We start from the raw sequence: 25,779 nt of genomic DNA, 5'->3' as shown, positions 1-25,779 counted from the left end.
GATGGGGATCAACCGAGTCGTCATCAGCGGCAACCTAACGCGCGACCCCGACCTGCGCCAGACGGCCAGCGGCATGGAGGTCCTCGGCTTCGGCGTCGCGGTCAACGACCGCCGCAAGAACGCGCAGACCGGGGAATGGGAAGACTATCCGAACTTCGTCGACTGCACGCTGTTCGGCAACCGCGCCCGCGGAATCGCGCCCTACCTGGCCAAGGGGTCCAAGGTGGCCATCGAGGGCAAGCTGCGCTGGAGCAGCTGGGAGAAGGATGGCCAGAAGCGCAGCAAGCTCGAGGTCATCGTGGACGAGATCGAGCTGATGCAGCAGCGCCAGGCGGCCCAGCAGCCGCGCCCCGGGCAGGCGCAGCCCATCCCCCAGCAGCAAGCGCCGCAAGCTGGCTACTTCGTGCCGCAGCAGGTGGGCTACGCGTCCCAGGCGGCGCCGCAGCAGCAGTACGCCCCCGCCCCCGTCTACGACGAGGACATCCCGTTCTAGGAAGCCGACGGCGGGGCCACGGCCCCGCCCCGATTGGAGAGGAGAGCAATGCTGCCGGACAACGCATACATGGTCATCCAGTCGTTCATGCGAGACGAGCTGCACCTGGCGAAGACCGAGCTGCTGGTCTACGCCGTCATCCACGGGTTCTCCCAGGGCGGCGACGGGCGCTTCGTGGGAACGAACGAGTTCCTGTCTGAGTGGACGGGTGCGAGCGAGAGGTCGGTAAAGGCCGCAGTAGGGTCCCTCTGTGGGAAGGGCCTCGTAGAAAAAGGCCAGGCCATCATTGACGGCAAATCCGTCCGAACGCTCAAGGCGATGGGGGTGCAGAAATTGCACCCCGTGCAAAAATTGCCCCTAGAGGGTGCAGAAATTGCACCCACCCCGTGCAAAAATTGCACCCCCTATATAAGTAAAAAAGATATTGAAAAAGATAGGGAAAAAGATAACCCCCCTATATGTCCCCCCAGCGGAGAATCGGGCAAGGAGCGGGACGCCGCGACCATCGCCGCGGTGACCGACGCCGTGGACCATCTCAACGAGAAGACCGGCAAGGCCTTCCGCCCCACGACCGCCAGCACCGTGCGCCACGTCTCCGCGAGGCTGCGCGAGAGCTACACGGTCGACGACCTGAACGCCGTGACCGACCTCAAGTGCTCCGAATGGCTGGGCGACCCCAGGATGGCGCAGTACCTGCGCCCCGAGACCCTCTTCGGCCCGAAGTTCGAGGGGTACCTACAGCAGGCGAGGGCCAGCAGCGGGAAGGCGCGGGCCTACTCCCGCTTCCGACTGCGCGGCGAGGGAGGCGGCAATGGCTAGCCCCATGGACGCGATCGTCGCGAACGCCCCCAAGCTGTGCCCCCACTGCGGCAAGGCCCTGCGCCGCACCACCGTCGTGGTCCGCGGCCGAACCTACCACCCACCCTGCTACGGCTCGTGCGGCTGCGCCGCATCCCAGCGCGACATGAACCCGCCCAAGGTGGGCCGCACGCTCGAGGAGCGCTGCCGCCGCGCCGGCATCCCCAGCCGCTTCCTGGGCTCGGGGCTGGACGTCTCGGCGCACCTCGACTGCGCCCGCCGCGGCGAGTGGCTCTACGTCCACGGCGGCTCCGGCGAGGGCAAGACCGCGATAGCCGGGGCCCTCGCCGAGGCCCTGGTGGCCGCGGGCGACAAGGTGGCCTTCGTCGGCAGCGTCGAGGCCGCCAGCTGCGCGATACACGACCCGGAGCGCTACGAGGAGCTGAGGGGCTGCGACTACCTGGTGCTGGACGACCTGGGCAAGGAGTCCGACCGCGACTGGGCCGTGCGGTGGATGTACGAGCTGGTGAACGAGCGGTACGCCAACAGGCGCTGGACCTGCGTCACGAGCAACTACGACCTGGCCGAGCTGGCCGAGCGCATGGCCAGGGCCGCCGAGCCGAAGACCGCCGAGGCGATCGCGAGCCGACTGCAGGAGTGCCGCTCCGTGCAGACCGACGGCTGGGACTGGAGGGCCGCGAGATGAGCGACGGGCTGATGCTCCAGGCGAGCCTGGAGGACAAGCTGGCCGAATGCGAGGAGGCCATCGCGGGCATGCAGACGGACGGGCGCGCCATGGCGAAGGCCCGCAGCGCCTACCGCGTGGCGCTGGCCCGCGAGGAGCTGAGGCTGCGCCTGGAGGAGAGGCTGCCCGCCTCCATGGTCGCCGACGTGGCCCGCGGCGATGCGGAGGTGGCCAGGCTCAAGTACCTGCTGGAGGCCGCCGAGGTGGCCTACGCCGCGAGCCGCGAGGCCGTGATGCTGCGAAAGCGCGAGGCCGACGCCATCCGCGAGCAGCTGCAGCGCGAGTGGACCCAGGCGGGATGGCGATGAGGGGCGCGTACAGGGACGGGCTGCTGGACAGGCCGAGCGTGGCGGACGGGTGCCGCTGCGCGGTCTGCGGCAGGCCCGCGACGAACCGTCACCACGTCATCCAGAAGGGCATGGGCGGCGTGTCGGCCGCCATGGAGCGCCGCATCCCCAAGGTGCTGCTGTGCGGCAGCGGCACGACGGGATGCCATGGCGCGGCCCACGGCCGCCTGCTGCACCTGCAGTGGTGCGACGGCATGGGCGGCTGGGTCTGGTGGCGCAGCGACGTCCCAATGGACGACGAGCTGGCCTGGAGGCTGCACCGCGGCGAGTACCGCCCGCTGCGCGGCTGGGTCGAGGCCAGGAGGTGGAAGACGTACGGAAGGAGGCCGTGATGTTCGGGCAGAAGCCGCCCGCAGAGCCGAGGCCGATGGAGCCCAATGGCACGTGCCGCTGGTGCGGCCACTGCCATAGGTGGCAATCCTCGGCCGATATGACGGGCGTTTGCGATTTGGACGATGGATTTACCGCGCCGTGGGGAAAGTGCCCCTCATTCGAGCCTAGGGAGGCTCCCACGGACGTTTTCGGGTACTACAGGAGGGCATGATGCACTGCAAGGTGAAGGACAGGGAGTGCGAGGGCGGCACGGCCGAGCGCTACGACGAGGGATGCCGCTGCCCGGCGGCGTGCAGGGCGCACAAGCGCGAGTACTGCCGCCGCTGGAACCGCGAGCACGCCGAGGAGCGGCGCGAGCGCAACCGCCGCTGGATGGAGTGGGCGCGGCACGGGAGGTGGGAGGCATGAGGGCCTACATAAAAACGCTCGACTCCAGGATCAGGCCCGCCACGGTCAAGCGCTCCATGACGTGCGCCGACTGCGCCCACCCGAAGCCATGCCGCTACGGGCACGGGCGGGCGCTGGAGGCGGGCTTCTGCCCCAAGTGGCGCTACCGCAACGCCGAGGAGCCGCGATGAGGGCGTGCGAGGGGCAGATGGCGCTGGACCTCTTCCCCGCCGCCGACCGCGACTGGAGGGCCGGGCAGTGGGAGTGGCTCAGCGGCCGCCCTCACTGTGTGCCCGACTCGCTGAGGCCCGCGTTCGACCGCATCTGGGACGCGAGGCCGCAGCGGGATGCGTTCGAGGCCTCCAAGTGCCTGAGACACTTGGGCGGGACCTTCCAGCTGGACGGCTGGGGAGCGGACGACGCGGAGGCGCTCGGGCTGTTCGACCCCGAGGTGCCATACCACGTCTGCTGGGACAGGTGCTGGGCCGCCGCTCGCGGCCTGGCGAAGGGGGACGCCATGAGGGTGTCCCGCTGGGACTATTCGACTGACAAGCCAATCTACGAAGGGAAGAGAGAGGGGGGGCGCCATGAGTAAATTCACGCGCGCGTTCCTGCGCGGCAAACCGCTCGACAAGGATTGCCAACGTGCGTACGGCTCGGGGGTTGAGTTCAGGGATGAGAACGGAAACGAGTACTGCGGCTGCTATGGTCTCGAAGATGCGGGGCCAGGGGCGACTAATCCCGAATGCTTGGAATGTCATGCGCTGGCGCGAGCGATTGACCAGGAGACAATCGAATGGGCTATTGGGAAAGCAATGAAGGTGGTGCAGGAATGAGCCATACGGAAACTATTCCGAAAATTCCGTTCGAGATAATGCGACAACGCCAGGCGTTGCCGTTGGATGCCAAAATCGCATTTACAGAAATGCGAATCAGACAATGGTATTCGCATTGGGGCGGTGACGTGTACGTTAGCTTTTCGGGCGGCAAGGATTCGACGGTTCTGTTAGACATCGTCAAGCGTCTATATCCAGATGTTCCCGCCGTCTTTTGCGATACGGGTATGGAGTATCCAGAAGTGAGGAAGCTGGCGTTAGATAAGGCCGATGTAGTTTTAAGGCCAGATTTGACGTTCAAACAGGTATTAAAGAAACATGGATACCCGATTCCTGGTAAAGAGCAAGCGCTATATATTCGCCAAGCGCGACATTCAACGGAGCACATGCGAGAAGTGAGGATGTCCGGTGGTCGCTATTCGATTTCAAAAAAGTGGATTCCACTTGTGTCTGCACCTTTCGAAGTGTCCGAAAAGTGTTGTGACGTGATGAAGAAGAAGCCTTTTGCCAGGTTCGAGAAGGAAACGGGACGGAAGCGAATGACCGCGATGATGGCCTATGAATCATCGCGCCGCGAACGAAGATACATGCAATACGGCTGCAATTCATTCAACGAAGGCAACCCGTCTTCAATGCCGATGGGTATATGGCTAGAGCAAGACGTATTGCGCTACATCGTGGAAAACAGTCTGGAATATGCGGGCTGTTACGGAGAGATAGTGGAAGGAAAGGACGGGAATCTGCATTGCACTCGCGAAGATCGAACGGGCTGTATGTTCTGCATGTTCGGGATTGCCTTCGACTCCACGCCTAATAGGTTCCAGCGGATGCAACGTGATTACCCGAAGCAATGGGCTTATTGCATCGAGACGCTGGGGATCGGGAAGGTTCTCGAATACTGCGGGATTCCATATGAGTACACACCAACAATTTTCGACCTTGGTTCCGATCTATCCGCTAGGAATGGAGTGCTCCATGGCTAGCGGGCAGCGGCTCACCGTGGGCCAGGGTGCGGCGCTGGTCGTGGGCTACGCCCTGGCCCTGCTGCTCGCGGCCTGCCTGCTGCCCATCGCGCTGGCGTGCCTGGCCGTGGAGCGGCTGGCAAGGCGCGGGGTTGACCGCGAATCGTGACGGGTATATACTATAATATATCTGTTAGGAGGTAGAGGGATGGCAACCAGCGCAGCGGCCCGCACGAGGGCCACGACCAAGTACATCAAGGAGCACACCAGGCGCTTCACCCTGCAGTGCCACCGCGAGTACGACGCCGACATCATCGCGTTCCTGGAATCCAAGGGCAACTGCACGGCGTACCTGAAGGGCCTGATTAGAGCGGAAATCGAGCGCGAAAAACTTTAAGATTCTCGCTAGTAGCCTGGTAGATATATAGTATAATATACCTATCAGGTAAGGAAACGGAAGTACTTACCGAAAGGAAAGAAAATGGAGGAAAAAGAAATGACGGCAAACGAAATCGCGAACCTCGCGGAGCGCCTCTCCAAGGAGGGAAAGACGAAGGAAGAGGCCTTCGACTTCCTCTTCGATGTGATTGGGAAGGAGCCGCCGAAGTTCAAGGGCGATGACGAATAGCCCGAATCAGGAAGGGGAGCCGCGCGACCGGCTCCCCTTTCCCTTGCATGGGGAAAATGGAAAAGACCCATGCAGGGCGATTCTACCACGTAGGGCGGCCCCATGGCCGCCTTTTCGCTGTTACGGGGCCTATAGAATCGAGGTAGAAAGCGAAGGGCCACGAGGAACGGAGGCAGCGTGAGCAGGCCCACGAAGTACGATCCCGAGCGCTCCCCCGCCCTGGTGCTGGCCCTGGCGCGCCGCGGCTGCAACCTCGAGCAGATAGCCGAGGGGCTGGGCGTTACGGTGGACACCGTGTGCCGATGGCGCAAGCGCCACCACGAGTTTTCTGAGGCCCTAAAAGAGGGGCGAGACAAGGCCAACGCCGACGTGGAGAACGAGCTGTGGAACCTTGCCACGGGCAACGCCACGCAGGTCGAGACGCGCACCCGCAAGGTGCGGGACAAGTCGGGCAAGGTCGTGGAGACCATCGAGGAGACCCACGAGAAGCGCCTGCCGCCCTCCATGGCCGCCCAGGCGTTCTGGCTGAAGAACCGCGCAGGCTGGGCCGACAACCCAGAGGGAGACGCAGACGGAGGCCCCGCCGTGACGGTGGTCCTGGGCACCGAGGTGAGGCCAATTGGCCACGACTAGCCTGGCCGACCTCACGATCGACCGCTTCCACCCAATCGTCGGCGACGCGTTCTACCACGGCGAGACGGGCGGCGGAAACTCCGAGTGGTGGATGAAGGGCGGGCGCGGCAGCACCAAGAGCAGCGCCATCGGCCTCATCATCGCCACGCTCATCATGCGCTACCCCTACGCCAACGCCGTGGTCGTGCGCCGCTTCAAGGACACCCTGCGCGGCTCCGTCTACAACCAGATGCTGTGGGCCATCCAGCAGCTGGGCGCGCAGCGGCTCTTCCACGCCACGGTGTCGCCCATGGAGATAACCTACCTGCCCACGGGCCAGAAGATAGCCTTCCGCGGCCTGGACGACCCGCTCAAGGCCAAGGGCGTGAAGTTCACGGTCGGGTACTGCGCCATCCAGTGGTTCGAGGAGCTGGACCAGATGGACTCCTGGCAGGACGTGGCGAGCGCCCTGCGCAGCTTCAAGCGCGGAGGCTCCACCTTCTGGACGTTCTACAGCTACAACCCGCCCCGCACCATGTGGAGCTGGGTCAACGAGCGCGCCGAGGAGATGCGCCGCAAGCCAGGGTGCGTGGTGGACGCCAGCAGCTACCTGGACGTGGTGGAAAGCGGCCACGCCGACTGGCTGGGCGCCCCCTTCATCGAGGACGCCGAGTACGAGCGCGAGGCCAACCCCGAGGGCTACCGCTGGGAATTCCTGGGCGAGGTGACCGGCACGGGCGGCAACGTCTTCGGCAACGTCGTGGCGCGCAAGGTGACCGACGAGGAGATCGCGACCTTCGACAACCCGCGCAACGGCGTGGACTGGGGCTGGTGGCCAGACCCGTGGCGCTTCGTCCGGTGCGAGTTCCAGGCGGCCCAGAGGCGGCTCATCGTATTCGACGAGCTGAGCGCCAACAAGCAGACCCCCGCCGAGACCGCCCAGCTGGTGAGGGCGCGCTTCACGTGGCCCGACGCCAGGGGCCGCGAGCGCTTCCACAACCAGCCCATCTGGTGCGACAGCGCCGAGCAGACCAGCATAGCCACGTACCGCCACGAGGGACTGAACGCCAGGCCCGCCCGCAAGGGCAACATGCGCCGCGCGAGCTACCTGTGGCTCGCGGGCCTTCGCGAGATAGTCATCGACCCCGACCGCTGCCCGCTGGCCTACGACGAGTTCAGGCGCTACGAGCACGGGCGCGACAGGTCGGGGCGCTGGACGGACGACTTCCCCGACGGCAACGACCACAGCATAGATGCGGTGCGATACGCGGTCATGGAGGACGTGCTGCGGGGCCGATAGTGACGCGGGCCGAATAATCTCAGCAGAGAGAAAGGCGCGCCATGCTAGACGAATACACCCTGCCAGAGTCAATCACCGGCTACCTCGCCAAGAGCGGGCTGCCGAACCCGTACGGGGCCATGAGGCCCTTCATCGCCCGCTGGATGCGGATGCTGACCGCCAAGGGCGACTTCTACGACTACGAGGACAAGGTGGACGGCCAGAGGCTCAAGATCCACCGACGCAGCATCCGACCAGCCGCGAAGGTCGCCGAGGAGTGGGCCAGCCTGCTCATGACCGACAAGACCACGGTCGCCACCGACGACGAGGCCGCCAACGAGTGGCTGGGCGCCTGGATGGACTCGACGGGCTTCCTGCTGAACGGCTCCGACCTCGTGAAGGATGCCTTCGCGCTGGGCACGGCCGCGTGGGCGCTGTGGCTGGACGTGGAGGGCGGGCGCATGGTGCCGCGCCGCTACGACGCGCGCCAGGTCATCCCCATCAGCTGGGACGACGGCCGCATCGTGGAGTGCGCCTTCGCGTCCCGCGCCAGCTACCGCGGCCAGATGCTCGACCAGCTGACCCTGCACCTGCGCCAGGCCGACGGCTACCACATCCTGAGCCGCGCCTGGGACACGGACGGCCGCGAGGTCGTTCCCGATGGCACCGAGGCCGACTTCGCCACGGGATGCCCCTACCCGACCTTCGCCGTGGTGCGCCCCGCCGTGAAGAACACGCGGGTGGACATGTCGCCCTACGGCCAGAGCGTCTACGCAGACGCCGTGGACGCCCTGGAGGCGGTGGACCTCGCCTTCGACGCCATCTTCAACGAGGTGGACCTTACCAAGGCCCGCATCTTCGTGGCCGACATGCTGGTCGACTACGGGGACGGCGACGGGCAGTCCCGCCCGCTGCCGTTCGGCCGCGACAACACGGTGTTCCGCAAGGTGGCGGCCACCAGCGACCTGGTGGAGGTGTTCGCTCCCCAGATGCGCACCTCTTCCCAGAAGGAGGCCTACGAGCTGGCCCTGCGCGCCATGGGCGGCTGCTGCGGCTTCGGGGAGAGCTACTTCGTGGAGCGCTCGGGGCTGCGCACCGCCACCGAAGTGAGCAGCGACAACAGCCAGCTGATGCGCAACATCCGCAAGCACGAGAAGCTGCTGGCGGGGGCCATCTGCGACATCGTCAGGGCCGCCGTCTTCTGCGCCAAGCGCCACCTGGGCCAGGCTCAGCTGCCCGACTACGTGGAGGTCGCCGTGGGCTTCGACGACTCCATCATCCAGGACACGGCCGCCGAGAAGGCCCAGGACATGGCCGAGCTGAACGTGACGCTGAACCCCTGGGAGTTCCGCATGAAGTGGTACGGCGAGGACGAGGCCACCGCCAGGGCCAACGTGCCAGGCGCCCAGGAGGCCGCCGCTCCCCTGTTCGAGGGCTAGCGCATGATTAGCCCAGAGGAGGCAAGCCAGGCGGGAGAGGAGACGGCAGACGAGCTGTCGGCGCTCGAGATCGCGATGCTCATCGAGGCCGCGGCGATGCTGGCGAAGAGCAGCCTGGAAGGCGTTGACGTGGCCCGAGAGGCCGCCGAGCTGCAGGTGACGTGCTTCGAGCAATCCAGGCGCGCCGTCAACGTCGCCGAGGCCCTCAAGAGCGACGTATACGGGCTGCTGGAGGAGAACGCGGCCAGGGAGGCCGTCACGATAAGCGCCACCGAGAGACAGACGGCGCACATCATGGAGATGACGGAGAGGCTGGCCCAGGAGGCCTACAAGGAGGCGCTGCGGGGCGCATCCGAGATAGCGGCGAACATGGCATCAGACGTTCGCAGGCAGTACTTCCAGATGACGAGGGCCGCCGCCCTGCAGGTGTCCAGCGGCAACATGGGCCGAGACAGGGCGACCACGTGGGCCGTCACCAAGCTGGCCGAACGCGGAGTCACGGCATTCGAGACGACCACGGCGAGGGGCATCAGGCGCACGCCCGTTGACGTCGCCATGCGCCAGGTCATACAGGAGGCGCTCATGGCCCGCCTGACCAAGCAGACCATCAGCATCGCCGAGCTATGCGGCGAGGACCTGGTGGAGGTCAGCAGCCACGGAGGGGCGCGCCCGAGCCACGCCAAGTGGCAGGGCAAGGTGTACAGCCTGTCCGGCAAGAGCGAGAAGTACCCGCCGTTCTACGAGCGCTGCATGGCCAGGGGCGGCGACTCCTACGACCCCGTGGACGGCTACGGCGGCTACAACTGCCGCCACACTATCGGCATCTACCGCGAGGGCTACCACCGCCGCTGGCAGGACGACCCGCTGGTCGGCAAGGGCTACGACAACGACGAGGTCTACGCCCTGCAGCAGCGCCAGCGCCGCTACGAGAACGACATCCGCAAGCTCAAGCGACAGAAGGAGGTGCTCGAGGCCAACGGCCTGGACGCCAAGGCGGTCAACGTCAGGATACGCGGAAAGCAGGCCCAGCTGCGACAGCTCATCGCGGAGAACGACAGCGTGCTGAGCCGCGAGAGGTGGCGCGAGCAGACGGCCAGGGCCGCGAGGAGGAAAGCTGGAACCGAGGGCATCGTGCACCTGGACAAAAGGGCCGCGCATGAGGTGAAGCACTATGACGAGGTGAGGCTTAATCGTTTCCAGAGGGCAAAAGCAGAGTACGAGGCACGCGTCCTGGACGACGCGGCAAACTACATAAACGTCGGGGCGCAGAGGAAGCACATTAGAGGGACGTATAACTACAAAGACCACACCGAGAAGCTAAGGAAAAAGACAGGAAAGAAGAATATCGCCCCGAGCTATATCACCATCTCCATTGAAGAGTGCGAGAGGCTCGTTCGCGAATTCGCTGGCAAGGGGCGGATGACGATGAACTCAAAGGGATGGGACAAAAAGGAGATATGCCACAGCGACAGGATAATTGGGTACAATGTTGATGAAAATGGCAATGAAACGCCAACCAGGTATTTCAAGATACACTACAGCGTAGATAAGGGAACACACATCGTACCCACGAAAGACCAAGGGGCACTGTTCGATGAAGACTAGAGACGCAATAGCCTTTTGGGGCAAGAACATAGAGGTGAAATGCACGGACGGAGAGATCGTCAGGGGTAGGTGCGTCACCTACGATACATACGCTGAAGCGGATAGGGAATCAATCTCCATTGACTTCGGGGAGTTTTATTACGTCATCTACATCGATGAAATTGCAGAGATCAAAGAAATAGCCTAGCCTGGAATCCATCTAGCACACCACGGGAGCCGCCTACGGGCGGCTTTATCATTTCCCGGGCAACACCAACCCAATCGAATAACGCACCAATATGCACCAATATGCACCAGCCCGCGATACAGACCGATACGTAATTCCACGAGCGCCATCCAGTAGGGTGGCGCTTCGTCTTCCATGTGACCCCAGCCCCACCATCGGGCCATAGGCAACCGATGGAAGGAGCGGACGTGAGCGAGGCAGACGAGCAGAAGGCGGTGGTCGAGTGGTGCGAATGGAAGCGCATCCCCGTCTACCACATCCCCAACGAGGCGCAGAGAAGCCCCAGGACGGCGGCGCACCTCAAGAAGATGGGCATGCGCCCTGGCGTGCCCGACCTGTGCATCCCAGTGGCCAGGGGTGGCAAGCACGGCCTGTACGTCGAGATGAAGGCAGGCAGCAACAAGCCCAGCGACAACCAACTGAGGTGGCTGTCCATCCTCGAGGAGCAGGGCTACGAGGCCACCGTGTGCTGGGGAGCCGACGAGGCCATAGCCGCCATCGAGGCGTACATGGCCGCTGGTGTGACGCGCTCCGCATAATCGAAATAGGCAGGCGGGAAGCCGATTCCCGCGAGGCTGGCGACGGGCCGACGCGTCGCGCTGAAGGGCTGAGAGAACAGCCGAGCAAACCCCAGTGAAAGGTGGACAGATGGCAGACGCCAACAAGGACGAGCAGAAACAGGAAGAACCCGAGGAGGGCAAGCAGCAGGGCCAGGGCGCGGGGGAAGACGAGGCCAAGGGCAAGCCCGACAAGGACATCGCCTACGAGAAGGCCAAGGCCGACCGCGACAAGTACAAGGCCCAGGTCGCCGAACTCCAGGAGAAGATCCAGGGGCTCTCGGGCAAGGACGACGAGCTGAAGGGGCTGCAGGCCGAAATCGAGAAGATGAGAGCCGACTCCGAAGCCGCCGCAAAGCGCGCCGAGTTCGCCCGCGTCAACAGCGCCCGCCTCGCCAAGGAGGGCTGCGTGGACATCGAGGTTGCGCTGACCCTGCTCGACGAGAACGGCGACGTGGACGCGCTCAAGGAGGCCAAGCCGTACCTGTTCGCCAAGAAGGGCTCCACGGGCCTGCCGCCCGCGGGAGCGCCAGACGATTCGGAGGCCCGCCGCAAGAAGGCACGAGCCGCGGCTGGCCTGAAGGACTAGAGGAGAGATAGACAATGCCTACCAGCATCCAGGAATTCCCCAAGGAATACGTAGACGCAATCGACGAGGTTCTCGCGGGCGCGACCTACGCGACCGCCTACGACGTTGGCGCCGCCGAGTTCGTGAACGGCCGCCAGGTGAGCGTGCCGGAGCTGAGCTTCGGAGATTCCCCCAACCCCGCCAACTACAACCGCTTCCAGAGCGGCGAGGCCGACGTGACGCTCAACCGCACGACCTACACCCTGGCCAACGACAAGGAGAAGGTCTTCTACGTCGACGCAGCCGATGCCATCGACGAGGCCGCGGCCGACATCACCAAGATCGTGAGCGAGTACCAGCGCACCATCCTGGCCCCGTTCGTTGACAAGGATTTCTTCACCGTGGCCAAGACCAAGGCCAAGACGAAGGGCACCGAGACCCTGACCGCCGCGAACATCAAGGACGAGATTCGCAAGGCCCGCACCCAGTTCACGCAGGCTGGCCTCATGGGCGGCAACCTCTACATGTCCAGCGCCGCGCTGGGCCTGCTCGAGGACGCCACCGACCGCCAGTGGAGCAATGACAGCTCCATCTCCGATGCTATCGGCAGCTACGATGGCTTCCAGGTGTTCGAGGTTCCCGACGAGCTGCTGCAGGCCGATTTCACGGTCATCAGCGGCGGCACGAACACCATCCGCTACATCACCAAGCGCGCAGCGCTCTACACCTTCGCCCCCGGCCAGCACACCAACGGCGACGGCTGGATGGCGCAGCTGCGATGGATCTACGGCTCCATCGTGCGCAACAACAAGGTGGCGGGCATCTACACCAACAAGGCCGCGGCTGCGGGCGAGACGACGGGCGAATAGTGGACGCGCCGGACTACGCATACTACAGCGGGTCCTACGGCGGCACCGCGACGGAGGCGGCCTTCGATGGCTGCCTCCCCCGCTCCATGGCGCTGGTCGGCATGCTCGTCGGCCGCAACGAATCGGAGTCCGAGGCGGCCGTCACAGCCTACAAGCGGGCCGTGTGCGCCGCTGCCGATTCCCTCGCCACCACTGGCGCTGGCGGCTCGCTGAGCATCGGGTCGGTGTCCCTGGGCGGCATGGATGCCTCCCAGGCGCGTCAGTGCGCCATCGACGCCGCGACGGCAGAGCTGGCCACGAGCGGGCTGCTGTGGGCGGGGCTGATGTAGGCATGGCCATGGCGATACCCATCTGGCTGCTGCCCTCGGAGGTGGCCGTGCGCCGCCCCGTGGACGGCGACTTCTCGGGCGAGTACGAGGAGCAGCCCACGACCATCTCCAACGTGCGCTTCGACCGCGCGGAGGCCCTGGCCCGAAGGGACTGGGTGCTCGAGGAGGGCGCGCAGGGCGTGCTCTACGTCGACGCGGTCAACTCGGGAGGCGCATTCGAGATCCCCGCGGGCTCGCTGCTGAGCATCGACGGCGGGGAGTGGGCCACGGCCTCCAAGGTCACGCCCTATCGCATAGAGGCCGACGTCCACCACTGGGAAGTGGAGGTGCGCTAGATGGCAACCGGCATCACGGTCAAGGTTGACCTGCGGGGCATGAAGCGCCGCTTTTCGGCCCAGCAGCTGCGGGCCGCCCAGGCCGCGCTCACCGAGAAGGTGGCCAACGACTCCAACGAGTACTGCCCCGTCGACAAGGGCGACCTGCAAGACAGCATGCACTTCACGGAGAAGGAGGTCATCTGGCCGCAGCGCTACGCCTCGTATGTCTACTTCATGGCCGCCAACCGCATCAAGGCCCAGAAGAACCCCAAGGCCGCCTCCAAGTGGTTCGAGGTGGCCAAGTCGAGGCACAAGCCCGAGTGGGTTCGCCTCGTGAAGGAGAAGCTATCGTGAACGACCCTACGACCATAGAGATACTCATGCAGGCCAAGGCCCTCATCGAGTCGTGGGGCTATGGGGACGTGTCGGCCAAGCGCTTCGACGCGTTCACGGGCAGCGAGGGCATATGCTTGCGCCCCGACCAGCCCCAGGCCATCGAGGCCTACATGGACGGCAGCCGCCTGGCCGCCTACCCCTTCCGAGTCATCGTGCGACGCCGCGGCGAGCGGGACGCATGCGCGGCCTGCTGCGACATCGCCGAGCGCATGGAGGACGCCGACTTCTCGTCGGTCACGGGAAGGTACAGGTGCCAGGGAGCCTACGTGCAGGGCGACCCGACGCTAATCGAACTTGAAGAGAGCAACTACCACGCGTGGGGCTGCACCATCGCAGTGCGCGTGGAGGAAGACTAAGGAGAGACGCAAATGACGACTCAGGACATCGGCTTCGCGCTGAACTACACCAACCTCTACCTCATCGACATCACCCCGAACGGCACGTCCCGCACCTGGGCGCGCATCGGCCAGGGCATCACGTCCACGGGCGACGAGAGCGACGAGGAGACCGAGGAGACCTACTACTACAACGGCGACGGCAACGCCGACGAGGACGTTACGGGAGTCAAGATCGGCACGTCCTTCGAGGGCCATCGCTACCACGGGAACGCCGCCCAGGACTTCATCGCGGGGCTGCGCTTCAAGAAGGGCTCCGACCGCATCACCACCATGCGCCACATCGCGCCCGACGGCACGATGGCCGAGGGCAAGGTGACCATCAAGGAGATCAAGGTGACGGGCGGCGACGCCAACGAGAAGCAGACCTTCAGCTTCACCACGACCTGGAAGGGCATGCCGGACATCACGCCCGCATCCGCGGCCGCAATGCCTACGGCCATCACGGCGCAGGCCGTGTCCGTGGCCGCTGGCGAGACGACGGCCATCAGCGCCACCGCATCCCCGTCCGGAGCGGCCCAGTCCTTCGCCTACGCCTCCAGCGACGTCGAGGTCGCCACGGTCGACGACGCGGGCAACGTCAAGGGCGTGGCAGCTGGCGAGTGCGAGGTGTCGATCAAGAGCATCGTCGCCCCGGGCGTCAGCACGACGGTGGCTGTGACGGTCACCGCATCCTAGCCATAGGACGAATCTACTAAAGGAGGAAGCATGGCAACCGTAATCAACCTGCGCAAGTCAGTCGAGACCATCCGCCTGTCGGACGACCCCGACGCCAAGGAGTACCGCATCGTCTTCACGGATGCGTCCCTGAGGAAGATGGGCAAGGCGTTCGAGGAGCTGAAGGAGGCCATCGACGGCTACGAGGACGACAAGGAGAAGGCCCTGGAGGCCGCCCGCGGGTTCGTCATCGCGACCGCTGGCCAGGAGTGCTGGGACGACGCCGTGGCCTACGTGGACGTGAACGGGGACGGCGAGCAGGCATGCTTCCTGCAGCTGGTGCCGCTGATGCTGTCCATCGGCGAGCTGGTCATGGAGCGCATCGGCATCGAGAGCGCCGAGCGCATCCGCCGCTATACCGCGGAGGCAGCCCATGGGGCCGCTTTCAAGCTCGTGTAGGGGCACATCCGAAGACGGGCGGCACTGGAGCGCCTATCCATTGCGGGGCCGTATGGTTCGGGTCTACGACTCGTTCCGCACGGCCCTCGTGCTGGAGAGGGTGGCCCGCGACGAGCTGCTGGGCACCGCCGAGCGGGGCACGCTGCTCGTGAGGCTGCTGCTCGTCAGCCCCGAGGGCTTCATGGCCGAGTTCGGGGACGATGCCGCAAGCGCCCTACGCGAGCTGCTGGCCGAGGTCTTCGGCATCGGGGAAGACAACGGCAGGCGCCTGGTCGACTTCGACGAGGACGCCGAGCGGCTGGTGGTCACCATGCGCCAGGCCTACGGTCTGGGCGAGGAGTACGAGGAGCTGCCGTTTCGCGAGGTGATGGCGCTCGTGGCGCTCTCCCCAGCCGATACGCCGATGGGACGGGCCATCCACTACCGCACGGCCAAGCGGCCCAAGGCGACCAAGTGGAACAAGGAGGAGGTCAGGGGCTTCGACCGAGCCGTCGAGCACTACAGGCTCAAGGGCAAGGCCGACCCAATAGGGGATGCCAATGCAAGCGCTAGCGCGGCCTTCGACAGGCTGAGGAAGGCATCCGCAGATGGACGGAGAAGTAAGGATTAGCTCCTCGCTCGATTCGAGCGGGGTCAAGAAGGGGGCCTCCGAGATCGAGGGCGGCCTCTCCAAGCTCGGCAGCCTCGCGGGGGCGGCGGGCAAGGCCATCGCCGGCATGGCCGCTGCCGCTGGTACGGCGATGCTGGCCATGGGCAAGCAGGCCCTTGAGGCCTACGCCCAGTACGAGCAGCTGGCGGGCGGCGTCGAGACGCTCTACGGGGCGCGCGGGGCGTCGAGCGTGCAGGAGTACGCGGAGATGGTCGGCAAGTCGGTCGACGAGGTCTCGGGCGAGTACGACCGCATGCAGCAGGCCCAGGAGACCGTCATGGCCAACGCGGCCAACGCCTACCAGACGGCGGGCATGTCGGCCAATCAGTACATGGAGAACGCCACCAGCACGGCGGCCGCCCTCGTGAGCAGCCTGGGCGGCGACACGCTGGCCGCGGCCAACATGGCCGACATGGCCGTGACCGACATGGCCGACAACGCCAACAAGATGGGCACCTCCATCGACTCCATCACCGACGCGTACAACGGCTTCGCCAAGGGCAACTTCACCATGCTCGACAACCTGAAGCTGGGCTACGGCGGCACGAAGGAGGAGATGGAGCGACTCCTGCAGGACGCCGAGGCGCTCACGGGCGTGCACTACGACATCGACAACTACGCCGACGTCGTGAGCGCCATCCATGCCATCCAGGACAACATGGGCATAACCGGCACGACGGCCAGGGAGGCCGCCACGACCATCGAGGGCAGCCTGAACATGACCAAGGCCGCCTACTCGAACTTCCTGGCGGGCCTTGCCGACGACGAGGCCGACATGGGAGCGCTCACCGAGCAGCTGCTGACGTCGTTCTCCACGCTGCTGGGCAACGTGGTGCCCCGCATCGCCCAGATAGCCTCCTCGCTGGCCCAGGCTCTGCCGCAGCTGTTCGCGAGCCTCGTGCAGGCCGTCGTGCCAGCCATCCAGGCGCTGCTGCCAGCCGTCATCCAGGCGGTCTCGGGCATACTCGACTCCATCACGGGCATGCTGATGTCGCTGGACATGGGGCAGGTCATGGCGGACTTGGCCGAGATGATAGCCAACGGCCTGAACTCCCTGGTGGGGTCAATCACGGGACTGCTGCCCGCCCTGCTGGGGCTGGGCATGCAGCTCATCGCGGCGCTCATCCAGGGCATCGCGCAGTCCCTGCCTACCATCATCCCCATGGTGGTGCAGTGCGTCATGCAGATGGCCCAGGTGCTCGTGGCGAACCTACCGCTCATCGTCCAAGCTGGCCTGCAGCTGCTTTTGGGCCTGGCCCAGGGAATCGTGCAGGCATTGCCTCAGCTCATGGCGATGCTGCCCGCGCTCGTCCAGGGAATCGTGGATGCCATCCTGCAGATGCTGCCGCTCATCGTCGAGGCGGGCATACAGCTGTTCACGGCGCTGGTGCAGGCGCTGCCCCAGATAATCCAGGCCATCGTGGAGGCGCTGCCCCAGATAATCCAGGCCGTATGCGACGCACTGATCACGCTCGCGCCACTGCTGGCGCAGGCGGGCGTGCAGCTGTTCGTGGCCATCATCGAGAATCTGCCCGCCATCATCTCCACGATCGTGCAGTGCCTGCCGCAGCTGATAGAGGCCATCGTAAACGGCCTGCTCTCGCTCGCTACGGCGCTCGTGGACGCCGGATACCTGCTCATCGTGTCGCTGGTGGACGGCATCATGAACATGCTCGGCGGCGTCGGGAGCGCGGCGATGCAGGTCGGCCAGAACGTGGTGGACTCCATCGGGAACTTCGTCTCCAACATGGTGGACACTGGCCGCAACCTCATCAACGGGTTTATCGACGGCATCAAGAACATGGCCAGCCGCGCCGTCGAGGCGGTGTCCGGCGTCGTGAACGGGGCCATAGACGCAGCCAAGAACCTGCTGGGCATCCACTCCCCGTCCCGCGTCTTCCGCGCCATCGGCGAATACACCATGGCAGGCTTCGAAGGCGGCATCGGGGATGGCGCGAAGGGCGCGGTATCGGCCGTCGCCGATGCCATGGGGGCCGCCATCGACGGGGCGCGCGACGCGCTCTCGGGGGAGCTGGGCGGCTTCCTCGACGACGTCGGGGGCCTCGGCCTGGAGGCGGGGCTGTCGGTCGACTGGGGCGGCGTCTCGTCGGCCCTTGCCACCCTGGCCGTGGCCAACCCCGTGCTCGGGACGCCTGGCCTCACGCACGCCTACGCGGTCCAGTCGGGGACGGCGCAGGCTGCGCCCGTCGTCAGCTTCAACGGCGTGACGCTCAACGGGCGGCCCGAGATAGAGGCCGCGACCAAGGAATACCTGCAGAAGCTAGCCACTTTGGGAGTGATGTAAATGACGGCTGCAATCGAGACCGGCACCTACGTGATCGTATCGGCGGTGAGCGGCTCGTCCTCGGCGACGGGCGGCACCGCCAAGTGCCTCGACGTGTGCGGGGCTTCCAACAGGAGCGGGGCCAACGTCCAGCTGTGGACGCTCGCCCATTCGGACGCGCAGTTCTGGCACGCATGGGCCGACGGCGAGTGCCTGCAGCTGTGCTGCGTGCTGTCGGGCAAGTGCCTCGACGTGGTGGGCGTGCTCGGCGACGGCGTGAACGTCATGCAGTACGCCGACAGCAACACGGTGGGCCAGCGCTGGAAGCCAGTGGCCGACGGCGGCTCCATCACCGTGGACGGCGTGGCCTACGACACCTACGTCATCCACTGCAAGGCGGACGAGACGTACTGCCTGGACGTGACCTCGGCATCGAGCGCGCAGGGCACCAACGTGCAGGTCTACGGGGCCAACGGCACGGACGCGCAGCGCTGGGCGTTCGTGCCCATCGAGGGCCTGCCAGACGGAACCTACACCATCCGCACCGGCATGAGCCAGGACGTGTGCCTGGACGTGGCGGGCGGCTCCAACGCCAACGGGGCCAACATCCAGGTCTACGGGGCGAACGGCACCAACGCCCAGGTTTTCGTGGCCTCCACGGACCCCCAGACGGGCCTGACGACGTTCACCAACGCGGGCAGCGGGAAGATGCTGCGCTGGGATGCCAGCGGGGAGGACGACGTGCCGCAGAATGGGGACAACGTCTCCCAGTGGTCCGCCGACGCCTCGATTACCAAGAAGTTCATGGCCCAGCCAAAAGACGAGCTGCTGCGGACGAACGGCAACCGCGTCATGTCGTGGATGCTCAGGGCGGCGAGCGCGCAGGGCGACCCGTATTGCGTGGACGTGGCGGGCGGCTCCACGAAGATGGAGACCAACGTGCAGCTGTACAGGCAGAACGACACGCTGGCCCAGCGCTTCGAGTTCCGCCGAGCCGAGGCGCTTGGGGCGAACCTCTCGGTGCCGAGCGACGCCATGCTGCTGCGCGGCGGCGGCATGGCGTCCTCCTCCATGGTCAACGTCGGCGAGCCGAACGGGGACGGCAGCTACACGACGAGCTACCTGCCGACGGTGGTCAACTCGTCGAACCAGCTGCAGATGCGCTACCGCATGCACTACTACGCCGCCGGCGACATCTCCGCCGAGACGGTCACGGCCTGGATGAGCGCCCGCGACGGCTCCACGGCAAACGACGGCTGGGGCGACGTGGGCATGCCCAACGTGGAGGCCGAGCGCGTGGAGGGCCAGCGCTGGAAGTCGCCCTTCCCCATCGAGGTGACCCTGGGCGTGGCCAGCGGGCAGTACATGCACGCCGTCATCGAGCTGCAGGCCCGCACCTTCCGCGAGGCCTGGACTAACCCCAGCGCATCCAACGTCACCTGCCCCGCCCATGGGGCGACCATGACCGCCATGCTCAAGTGCAAGTGGAGGCCCACGGCGACGTTCTCCCAGGCCGCCATGGCCTACGACGGCATCTGGCTGCCCGTCTCCTGCGACTATCCGCGCGGCAGCGGCACGTGCTCCGTCACGATGCTGGGTGCCGACGGCGCGGCCATCTTCTCGGGGCACTCGGAGTCGGGCCTGGCCGACGACGACACGATCAGGGTGCCGTGGTCGGAGTGCTCGCGCGTCCCCGCCGATGGCGAGGCCGTGACCGTCGAGTGGACGTGGACGACGCCCGAGGGAGGGACCGCGAGCGGGACCCAGCAGGTGGCCATCTCATACGACACCAGCCACGGCCTCTCCGTCTCCCCCGCCTTCTCCTACGACCCCTCCACGCATTCGGTGCTCGCGGCCTTCGCCACGGCCGCCGAGACGAGCTGCAAGATGCAGTGGGACGATGGCGGCATCACGCGCCTGGTGGACGCCGAGCTGGTGTCGCAGGGCAGCTCCCAGGTCGTCTACAGGCTGCTGCCTCCCGTGGGCGTGGCCTACCGCGTGCTGTGCTTCGCCTACGACTCCGACAGCTCTTGGGGCAGCCACGACGACGAGATGGACGCCCTGGACGCCGCGGGCTACCTGTGGAACTGGGGCGAGGATGGCTTCGCGTCGCTCACCTGCCGAGTGGGCGAGCCTCTGGCGACCGACAGCAGCTTCACGCCCGAATCGGCCGAGCAGGTCACGAGCGGAAGGGCGCGCCCCGTCGTGACGTTCGGGCGCACCGTGAAGCACCCGCTGGTGGCGCATGGCACCATCAAGGCCGCAGACGGCACGGCGGGCCAGAGCCTGGCCGCCTTCGAGCAGCTGGCCAACAGCGGCCCGGACGGGCGCGCCGTCACGTTCCGCGACCATCGGGGCGGATGGCACCGCGTGGCCGTGACCCAGGTGGACATGCCGCTCGAATACGACCGCAAGACCGACGTGACCGTGACGATGGCGGAGGTGGGATAGATGGACTGGACGAGGCAGGACAGGGCCGACCTCATCCGCGTCTACATGGTCGACCCCCGCAGCCTGGAGGTGCGCGGCGAGCTGGAGGGCGTGCTGCTCGACGGGAGCAGCGTCACGTGGGGATACGAGACCGACACGCGGGTGTCGGGCACCATCAAGGCGCTCGACTCCAACTGGATCGAGCACAGCCTGCTGCGGGTGGTGCACGAGGTGCCCGCGGAGGGTTATTCCAACGCGCTGGCCACCCTCGTGGTGACCGCCGACCCCAGCGAGCATGCGCACGGGGCGACGGTGACCACCTACGAGTGCCACAGCGCCCTGTCGATGCTGGAGGCCGACTACCTGCCCTACCACCTCACCATCGGGGCCAACGCCCGCAGCAACGACGTGGTGGCCAAGCTGCTCGGGGGCGCGGGGCGCCCGTACTCCATCCAGGGCGACGCGATCAACAAGCGCTACTCGGAGGCCGTGGTCTACCCCATCGGGGACTCGCGCCTCTCCGACCTGTTCGACATCGCCGACGCATCGGGCAACCGCATCGACGTGGATGGCATGGGCAACGTCACGTGGGGCCGCTACGTGGAGCCATCCAAGCGCGCCACCACCTGGGCGCTGGACATGGCGGCCGCCGACACCAACGTGCTGGACGGCCTGGAATCGTCCAGCACCCGCCTGAGTGACCCCAGCCGCATAGTCGTTACGTACAAGGGAAGCGAGGAGCGCACCGTCAACGGCAAGAAGGAGACCGTGGACGTGGAGATAGCGGCCTACGCCGACCGCACGGGAGAGCAGACGGCGGCCCAGCGCGGCTACGTCATCGCCGAGGTGGTGAGCATCGACGAGCTGGAGCCAGCCACCAAGGCGCAGGCGCAGCTAGAGGCGAACTCCCGCATACCGTCCGTGGACAGGCGGGAGTGGCAGTTCTCGATGCTGTACATGCCCATCGCCGCGGGCGACGTGCTGGAGCTGACCATACCCGACGGCCCCGACGCGGGAACGCACCGCGCCCTCGCACGGAACATGGAGCTGGACCTGAAGACGATGGTGATGAAGGTCACCGCGAAGGAGATATAGATGAACGACCTCGACCTGGCCAAGACGCTCTTCGCCGCCGCGCGCGGCAGGAGCGACGGCGCATCCGCCCTCCAGACCCAGTCCGTCTACGCGACGGCGACATCGGACAGCGACGGCGGCACCGTGATGGTCGACTTCGGCGGCGACGCCGTGGGCGACCCACTGGACGAAGGCGAGACGCAGTCCATCGAGTGCAGCACCTCCTGGGCCGTCAAGCGCGGGGACACCGTGCTCGTGCAGCTCGTCGGGGCGCAGGGCACGGCCCGCAAGCCGATCGTCGTGGCCGTGAGGGGCCGCGGCGACGAGCAGGACGGGCGCATCTCGGAGGCCGAGGAGCTGGCCCAGGCGGCCATCCAGGCCGTGGACGTGGAGTACGCCCTGGGCGACTCGCAGACGACCGCCCCCACCACGGGATGGGCCACGACGGCACCCGAATGGGAGGACGGCAAGTACATGTGGCAGCGCACGAAGACCACCACGGCATCGGGGTCGTCATACTCGGACGCCACCTGCATCCAGGGCGCAGCCGGTGCGGACGGGGCCGACGGCGCGGCTGGGGCCACGGGGCGAGGCATCAGCGCCATCGTGGAGCAGTACTACCTATCCACCAGCAGCACGACCCAGACGGGCGGCAGCTGGTCCACCGCCCAGCCCGAATGGGCCGAGGGCAAGCACATCTGGACGCGCTCCAAGATAACCTGGACGAACCCGAGCGGCACGAGCTACACCACGCCCGTGCTGGCCAAGGCCATCAACGGGGCCAACGAGGCCGCGGCGGCAACCTCCTACTACTTCTTCGTGGACTCCGAGGGGGCGCATATCACGACCACCCAGGGCGACGCGACGACGGGGCAGAACATCCTGATCGACTCCGATGGGCTGCACATCCGCAACGGGACGACCGATCTCGCCTACTTCGAGGCGGGAGAGGTCGGCATCGGCATGGACTCGACAGCCGCGAAGATAGTGCTATGCGGCAGCCAGATGAACAGCATCAGCAGCAGCTCGTCGGGGCAGCTCGCCATCTCGGGGACGAACGGGGTTAGGCTCGGAATCTACGACACGCAGAGCGGCTGGGGCGATTATGGGTTTGGCTTCATCACGCTGGACGGCAAGGCGACGGTCTACGGCAACGCCCAGCAGATGATGATGTACGCAGAGGGCAACTTCTTCAACGGCGCCTACCAGACCCGCATCCTGGGCGACCAGGTGAACGCGCTGGCCAACGGCAGCCCCTCTCCCCTGCAGCTGCAGTACACGGGCGGGGCCGACGTGCGGGTGGGCTATGGCGCGGGCGCCAATCTCAGGGTCAACGGAAACATCTACTACGCAAAGACGCACGGCGTAACGCCCGTGTACTGCCTGTACAACCCCAACGGTGGCAAGCACTACTACACGGTCAGCTCGTCCGAGTACAACAGCCTGGTCAACGCGGGCTGGAGTGGCCAGGGCGTGGCATGGTACGGATTCGCCATCTAGGAAGGGAGAGGAATGGAGAGCATCTACGTGGACGGGGACGGCAACCCCATCGAGTCGCCCGACTTCGACTCCGTGACGCTGGAGCCGCGCGAGGTCGACGGGGCGACCCTGATAGCGTGCATACCGCTTACCGCCGAGGAGCTTCAGGAGAGGGACAGGGCGCGCGCCGCGCTCCTGGCCTCCCCCACCGCTTCGGCGTGCGACGAGGCCATAGCCGATCTGGCAATGGTCATAGCGGAGCAGCAGGCGCTCATAGAGGCGCTTGCCGAGCGCTTGGAAGGGGGTGGCGAATGATGGCGAGGCTCTTTGCGAACCGAATCATCCGGGGCGTCATGACCCTGGAGGAAGTGCCCGCGATGTGGCGCGAGCAGACCAGGGCGCTGCTGGTAGCCGACGGCTACTACGACCAGGGCGAAGAGTGATGCAGGTCCCAGAATTGGGCCTGAGATGGGAACGGGCGAGGTGAAGGCGAGACATATACTCCTGGCGTGCGGGGTGTTCTGCGGAACGCTCCTCCTGCTGCTGTCCTACGGCGGCACGGGGCCAATGGAGAGCGAGTTCCTCCAGAAAGTCGCAGTCGCCATAGCACCCACTCTCGTGACCCTGTTCGGCAGCATGTTCGGCGAGATACTACGCCAGCAGCGCGAGGCCGAGAGGAGACGCGTCGACGAGCACAACGCCGAGGCGGCGAGCCGCGAGGCGGAGAGGGCGGCCCTGCGCGCCCTCCTGCGAAACGAGCTCGTGAGAATGCATCGCGAGTGGGTGGAAGAACGGGGCTACATCACGCTGGAGGCCCTGGACTACGCCCGTCAGACATACGAGGCTTACCACGCCATCGGTGGCAACGGCACGGGCACCAAGCTCTTCGAAGACATGGAAGCACTGCCAATCAAGGAAGGAAGGTAACAATAATGACCGACAACAAGGAACTGCTAATCAAATGGGCCAAGGCCGCTGGAATCCGAGCGTTGAAGACCGCAGCGCAGGCGGCAGTCGCGCTGCTGCCCACTACCGCCGTTGCGCTGGGCGAAATCAACTGGGGCATCGTCCTGAGCACCGCCGTGGTTGCGGCTATAACCTCGATGCTCACCAGCGTTGGCGGCATCCCCGAGGTAGCCGACGGCGAAAGCCCCCTCATCGGCTAGCGAGAAGACCCAAGAAAGCACGATCTAGCGCGATTCAGCGAGAGAGGAGGAAACGTGGAAATTAAGCATGACCACCATGCACACTCCGGTAATTACAGCCCAGGAGGGAACAGTTGCCAGTATATCGTGGTACACAATACCGGCGGACCTTCTGGGGCGTATAACGAGGCTGAGTATGCCCAGAACAACCAGCATCCCAACAGCTACCATTACGTCTTGGATGGCACCGACTGCTACCAGATTCTTGACGACACGGATACCGCTTGGGCCGTTGGGGCATGGGCAGGCGCTCGTCAGCTCATCCGCAACAACCAGTCCATCAGCATTGAAGTTTGCTCCGACGGCACCGAGTTCACGGGTGCTGAAAAGGAACAGCTGCGCGAACTGGTTGGCATCTTGATGGAGCGACACGGCATCGACGCGGACCACGTTGTTCGCCACTACGACTGCCACACCGGCCATAAGCTGTGCCCCCAATACTATTCGCTAAACCCCGACGCTTGGGAAGAGCTGAAGGCATACATCACGACAGAAGGAGAAGAAGTGAGCCCAGAAGAAATCACTGCGGCAGTGGCCGCAGGAATCAACATGCAAGAATACGTTCAGCGCTGCGGTAGCTCCGCTCCGATTGCGCAAGTGCGCAATGATGGCGGTGAGGTGTACCGACTCTACAATGAGGGCTCGGGCGATCATATCTTCACGACGAAGGACGAGGCTGATGCGCTGGCAAAGTCCGGGTGGGAGATGGAGGGGATTGCTTGGACGGCCCCCGCTGGCGGCACCAAGCCCGTGTACCGACTTTACAATGCTGGCTCCGGCGATCACATGCTAACGGCTAACTACGCCGAGGCCAATGAGCTCTATAAGGCTGGCTGGAGCTATGAAGGCGTTCCGTTCTTCGCATCGGGCGAGGGCCAGGCGGTGCATCGCCTGTACAACCCGAACGGCGGCGATCATATGCTCACGGCCAGCGAGGCCGAGCGCGACAGCCTGGAGGCCGCGGGCTGGACGTACGAGGGCGTGGCCTTCAACGCCTAGTGTGACGCCGACCCCATAATCATCCACGTGGGCTACCTCCTACCCACGCGACGCGAAGAGCGCCGTCCCCGCATGCATTCCCCGGGGACGGCGCTCGCCTCTTTCCAGCCGCTCCGCAGTGTGGAAAACTCAGTGGAAAACCAGAGATGTAACGCGATGTAACGCGCTCCCATTCCACGCGGGCAGCAAAAAGGCCAGGATTCGCATCCTGGCCTGGTGTTTCATGGTAGCCCGTACGAGATTCGAACTCGTGATCTCCGCCTTGAGAGGGCGATGTCCTAAACCGCTAGACGAACGGGCCATATGTGGCTGGGGTAGCAGGAGTCGAACCCACACATACGGTACCAGAAACCGCTGTACTACCATTATACGATACCCCAGTAGCACTTCGTTGCTTCACTGTGTTTCACAACGCGAGTGAG

Annotated in this window: 35 protein-coding genes and 2 tRNA genes; 35 read left to right on the top strand and 2 right to left on the bottom strand. The window is 65.4% G+C overall.

Annotated elements, in window-relative coordinates; translation table 11 throughout:
• Position 1: 1 nt before the first annotated feature.
• The 35 genes from AAY81_RS04035 to AAY81_RS03870 all read left to right on the top strand — a co-directional run bounded on the left by AAY81_RS04035 (position 2) and on the right by AAY81_RS03870 (position 25,357).
• On the top strand, positions 2-493 hold the full coding sequence (locus AAY81_RS04035) for a single-stranded DNA-binding protein (RefSeq protein WP_066661667.1): 492 nt from the start codon (positions 2-4) through the stop codon (positions 491-493).
• A gap of 48 nt (positions 494-541) precedes the next feature.
• Positions 542-1,312 (top strand): conserved phage C-terminal domain-containing protein, encoded by a 771-nt coding sequence (locus AAY81_RS04030; protein ID WP_066661665.1) that lies wholly within the window; start codon positions 542-544, stop codon positions 1,310-1,312.
• Positions 1,313-1,316: 4 nt separating this feature from the next.
• Entirely contained in the window at positions 1,317-1,997 is a 681-nt protein-coding gene (locus AAY81_RS04025; protein ID WP_169815793.1) for an ATP-binding protein, read from the top strand.
• Positions 1,994-2,344 carry a hypothetical protein gene (locus AAY81_RS04020; protein WP_066661662.1) on the top strand — a complete coding sequence of 117 codons (351 nt, stop codon included), beginning with the start codon at positions 1,994-1,996 and terminating at the stop codon, positions 2,342-2,344. The genes AAY81_RS04025 and AAY81_RS04020 overlap by 4 nt, the downstream gene beginning before the upstream one ends.
• Positions 2,341-2,715, top strand: coding sequence for a hypothetical protein (locus AAY81_RS04015; protein ID WP_156501493.1), 375 nt, complete (start codon positions 2,341-2,343; stop codon positions 2,713-2,715). The genes AAY81_RS04020 and AAY81_RS04015 overlap by 4 nt, the downstream gene beginning before the upstream one ends.
• 575 nt (positions 2,716-3,290) lie before the next feature.
• On the top strand, positions 3,291-3,698 hold the full coding sequence (locus tag AAY81_RS04000) for a hypothetical protein (RefSeq protein ID WP_066661656.1): 408 nt from the start codon (positions 3,291-3,293) through the stop codon (positions 3,696-3,698).
• A complete protein-coding gene (locus AAY81_RS03995) occupies positions 3,691-3,939 on the top strand; it encodes a hypothetical protein (protein WP_066661655.1) in 249 nt (82 codons plus the stop codon). The genes AAY81_RS04000 and AAY81_RS03995 overlap by 8 nt, the downstream gene beginning before the upstream one ends.
• The gene (locus AAY81_RS03990; RefSeq protein ID WP_082867859.1) at positions 3,900-4,922 is read left to right on the top strand and encodes a phosphoadenosine phosphosulfate reductase family protein; all 1,023 of its coding nucleotides are present in this window, start codon (positions 3,900-3,902) and stop codon (positions 4,920-4,922) included. The genes AAY81_RS03995 and AAY81_RS03990 overlap by 40 nt, the downstream gene beginning before the upstream one ends.
• Positions 4,915-5,070: a hypothetical protein gene (locus tag AAY81_RS10415; RefSeq protein WP_156501491.1), complete on the top strand. Its 156-nt coding sequence runs from the start codon at positions 4,915-4,917 to the stop codon at positions 5,068-5,070. The genes AAY81_RS03990 and AAY81_RS10415 overlap by 8 nt, the downstream gene beginning before the upstream one ends.
• A gap of 39 nt (positions 5,071-5,109) precedes the next feature.
• Entirely contained in the window at positions 5,110-5,298 is a 189-nt protein-coding gene (locus AAY81_RS03985) for a hypothetical protein (protein WP_066661650.1), read from the top strand.
• An 84-nt stretch (positions 5,299-5,382) separates the two neighbouring features.
• A complete protein-coding gene (locus tag AAY81_RS10410) occupies positions 5,383-5,529 on the top strand; it encodes a hypothetical protein (RefSeq protein ID WP_156501490.1) in 147 nt (48 codons plus the stop codon).
• Between the two features lie 177 nt (positions 5,530-5,706).
• A complete protein-coding gene (locus AAY81_RS03980) occupies positions 5,707-6,162 on the top strand; it encodes a helix-turn-helix domain-containing protein (protein ID WP_066661648.1) in 456 nt (151 codons plus the stop codon).
• Positions 6,149-7,441, top strand: coding sequence for a PBSX family phage terminase large subunit (locus AAY81_RS03975; protein WP_066661646.1), 1,293 nt, complete (start codon positions 6,149-6,151; stop codon positions 7,439-7,441). Before AAY81_RS03980 ends, AAY81_RS03975 begins: the two co-directional genes overlap by 14 nt.
• Before the next feature lie 41 nt (positions 7,442-7,482).
• Entirely contained in the window at positions 7,483-8,859 is a 1,377-nt protein-coding gene (locus AAY81_RS03970) for a phage portal protein (protein WP_066661644.1), read from the top strand.
• A gap of 3 nt (positions 8,860-8,862) precedes the next feature.
• On the top strand, positions 8,863-10,464 hold the full coding sequence (locus AAY81_RS03965) for a phage minor capsid protein (RefSeq protein WP_066661642.1): 1,602 nt from the start codon (positions 8,863-8,865) through the stop codon (positions 10,462-10,464).
• Positions 10,454-10,651 (top strand): hypothetical protein, encoded by a 198-nt coding sequence (locus tag AAY81_RS03960; protein WP_066661640.1) that lies wholly within the window; start codon positions 10,454-10,456, stop codon positions 10,649-10,651. Before AAY81_RS03965 ends, AAY81_RS03960 begins: the two co-directional genes overlap by 11 nt.
• A gap of 227 nt (positions 10,652-10,878) precedes the next feature.
• Positions 10,879-11,229 (top strand): VRR-NUC domain-containing protein, encoded by a 351-nt coding sequence (locus AAY81_RS03955; protein ID WP_169815792.1) that lies wholly within the window; start codon positions 10,879-10,881, stop codon positions 11,227-11,229.
• A gap of 109 nt (positions 11,230-11,338) precedes the next feature.
• Entirely contained in the window at positions 11,339-11,836 is a 498-nt protein-coding gene (locus AAY81_RS03950; RefSeq protein WP_066661634.1) for a phage scaffolding protein, read from the top strand.
• 14 nt (positions 11,837-11,850) lie between these two features.
• The gene (locus AAY81_RS03945; protein ID WP_066661631.1) at positions 11,851-12,684 is read left to right on the top strand and encodes a hypothetical protein; all 834 of its coding nucleotides are present in this window, start codon (positions 11,851-11,853) and stop codon (positions 12,682-12,684) included.
• Positions 12,684-13,013: a hypothetical protein gene (locus AAY81_RS03940; RefSeq protein WP_066661629.1), complete on the top strand. Its 330-nt coding sequence runs from the start codon at positions 12,684-12,686 to the stop codon at positions 13,011-13,013. Before AAY81_RS03945 ends, AAY81_RS03940 begins: the two co-directional genes overlap by 1 nt.
• Positions 12,995-13,348: a putative minor capsid protein gene (locus AAY81_RS03935; RefSeq protein ID WP_156501489.1), complete on the top strand. Its 354-nt coding sequence runs from the start codon at positions 12,995-12,997 to the stop codon at positions 13,346-13,348. Before AAY81_RS03940 ends, AAY81_RS03935 begins: the two co-directional genes overlap by 19 nt.
• Positions 13,349-13,684, top strand: a complete 336-nt coding sequence (locus AAY81_RS03930; protein ID WP_074777352.1) for a minor capsid protein — start codon at positions 13,349-13,351, stop codon at positions 13,682-13,684.
• Positions 13,681-14,082, top strand: a complete 402-nt coding sequence (locus AAY81_RS03925; protein ID WP_066661624.1) for a hypothetical protein — start codon at positions 13,681-13,683, stop codon at positions 14,080-14,082. The genes AAY81_RS03930 and AAY81_RS03925 overlap by 4 nt, the downstream gene beginning before the upstream one ends.
• 12 nt (positions 14,083-14,094) lie before the next feature.
• Positions 14,095-14,799 (top strand): phage tail tube protein, encoded by a 705-nt coding sequence (locus AAY81_RS03920; protein ID WP_066661622.1) that lies wholly within the window; start codon positions 14,095-14,097, stop codon positions 14,797-14,799.
• 30 nt (positions 14,800-14,829) lie between these two features.
• The gene (locus AAY81_RS03915) at positions 14,830-15,237 is read left to right on the top strand and encodes a hypothetical protein (RefSeq protein WP_066661619.1); all 408 of its coding nucleotides are present in this window, start codon (positions 14,830-14,832) and stop codon (positions 15,235-15,237) included.
• Positions 15,238-15,289: 52 nt separating this feature from the next.
• A complete protein-coding gene (locus tag AAY81_RS03910; protein ID WP_066661617.1) occupies positions 15,290-15,847 on the top strand; it encodes a Gp15 family bacteriophage protein in 558 nt (185 codons plus the stop codon).
• On the top strand, positions 15,825-18,191 hold the full coding sequence (locus AAY81_RS03905; protein WP_066661614.1) for a phage tail protein: 2,367 nt from the start codon (positions 15,825-15,827) through the stop codon (positions 18,189-18,191). Before AAY81_RS03910 ends, AAY81_RS03905 begins: the two co-directional genes overlap by 23 nt.
• The gene (locus AAY81_RS03900; RefSeq protein WP_066661612.1) at positions 18,192-20,621 is read left to right on the top strand and encodes an RICIN domain-containing protein; all 2,430 of its coding nucleotides are present in this window, start codon (positions 18,192-18,194) and stop codon (positions 20,619-20,621) included. It abuts the gene before it with no gap.
• A complete protein-coding gene (locus AAY81_RS03895; RefSeq protein WP_066661610.1) occupies positions 20,622-21,695 on the top strand; it encodes a hypothetical protein in 1,074 nt (357 codons plus the stop codon).
• Complete coding sequence (locus AAY81_RS10405; protein ID WP_066661606.1) at positions 21,696-23,174, top strand: hypothetical protein; 1,479 nt, start codon at positions 21,696-21,698, stop codon at positions 23,172-23,174.
• A gap of 12 nt (positions 23,175-23,186) precedes the next feature.
• The gene (locus AAY81_RS03885) at positions 23,187-23,468 is read left to right on the top strand and encodes a hypothetical protein (RefSeq protein WP_066661604.1); all 282 of its coding nucleotides are present in this window, start codon (positions 23,187-23,189) and stop codon (positions 23,466-23,468) included.
• Positions 23,468-23,596 carry a CD1375 family protein gene (locus AAY81_RS10780; protein ID WP_276203457.1) on the top strand — a complete coding sequence of 43 codons (129 nt, stop codon included), beginning with the start codon at positions 23,468-23,470 and terminating at the stop codon, positions 23,594-23,596. Before AAY81_RS03885 ends, AAY81_RS10780 begins: the two co-directional genes overlap by 1 nt.
• 25 nt (positions 23,597-23,621) lie before the next feature.
• On the top strand, positions 23,622-24,080 hold the full coding sequence (locus AAY81_RS03880) for a hypothetical protein (RefSeq protein ID WP_066661602.1): 459 nt from the start codon (positions 23,622-23,624) through the stop codon (positions 24,078-24,080).
• Positions 24,081-24,085: 5 nt separating this feature from the next.
• A complete protein-coding gene (locus AAY81_RS03875) occupies positions 24,086-24,319 on the top strand; it encodes a holin (protein WP_066661600.1) in 234 nt (77 codons plus the stop codon).
• 54 nt (positions 24,320-24,373) lie between these two features.
• Positions 24,374-25,357, top strand: a complete 984-nt coding sequence (locus AAY81_RS03870) for an N-acetylmuramoyl-L-alanine amidase (protein ID WP_074777355.1) — start codon at positions 24,374-24,376, stop codon at positions 25,355-25,357.
• A 224-nt stretch (positions 25,358-25,581) separates the two neighbouring features.
• Here the strand turns inward: AAY81_RS03870 and AAY81_RS03865 are convergent.
• Both AAY81_RS03865 and AAY81_RS03860 read right to left on the bottom strand, forming a co-directional pair.
• Positions 25,582-25,658: transfer RNA gene (locus AAY81_RS03865), tRNA-Glu, on the bottom strand.
• A gap of 5 nt (positions 25,659-25,663) precedes the next feature.
• Positions 25,664-25,737, bottom strand: a tRNA-Gln gene (locus AAY81_RS03860).
• Positions 25,738-25,779 lie beyond the last annotated feature (42 nt).

It is taken from the genome of Denitrobacterium detoxificans, assembly GCF_001643775.1.
Lineage (GTDB): Bacteria > Actinomycetota > Coriobacteriia > Coriobacteriales > Eggerthellaceae > Denitrobacterium > Denitrobacterium detoxificans.
Note: the sequence above shows the minus strand (reverse complement) of the source record. Positions and strands in the feature narration are given on the sequence as shown.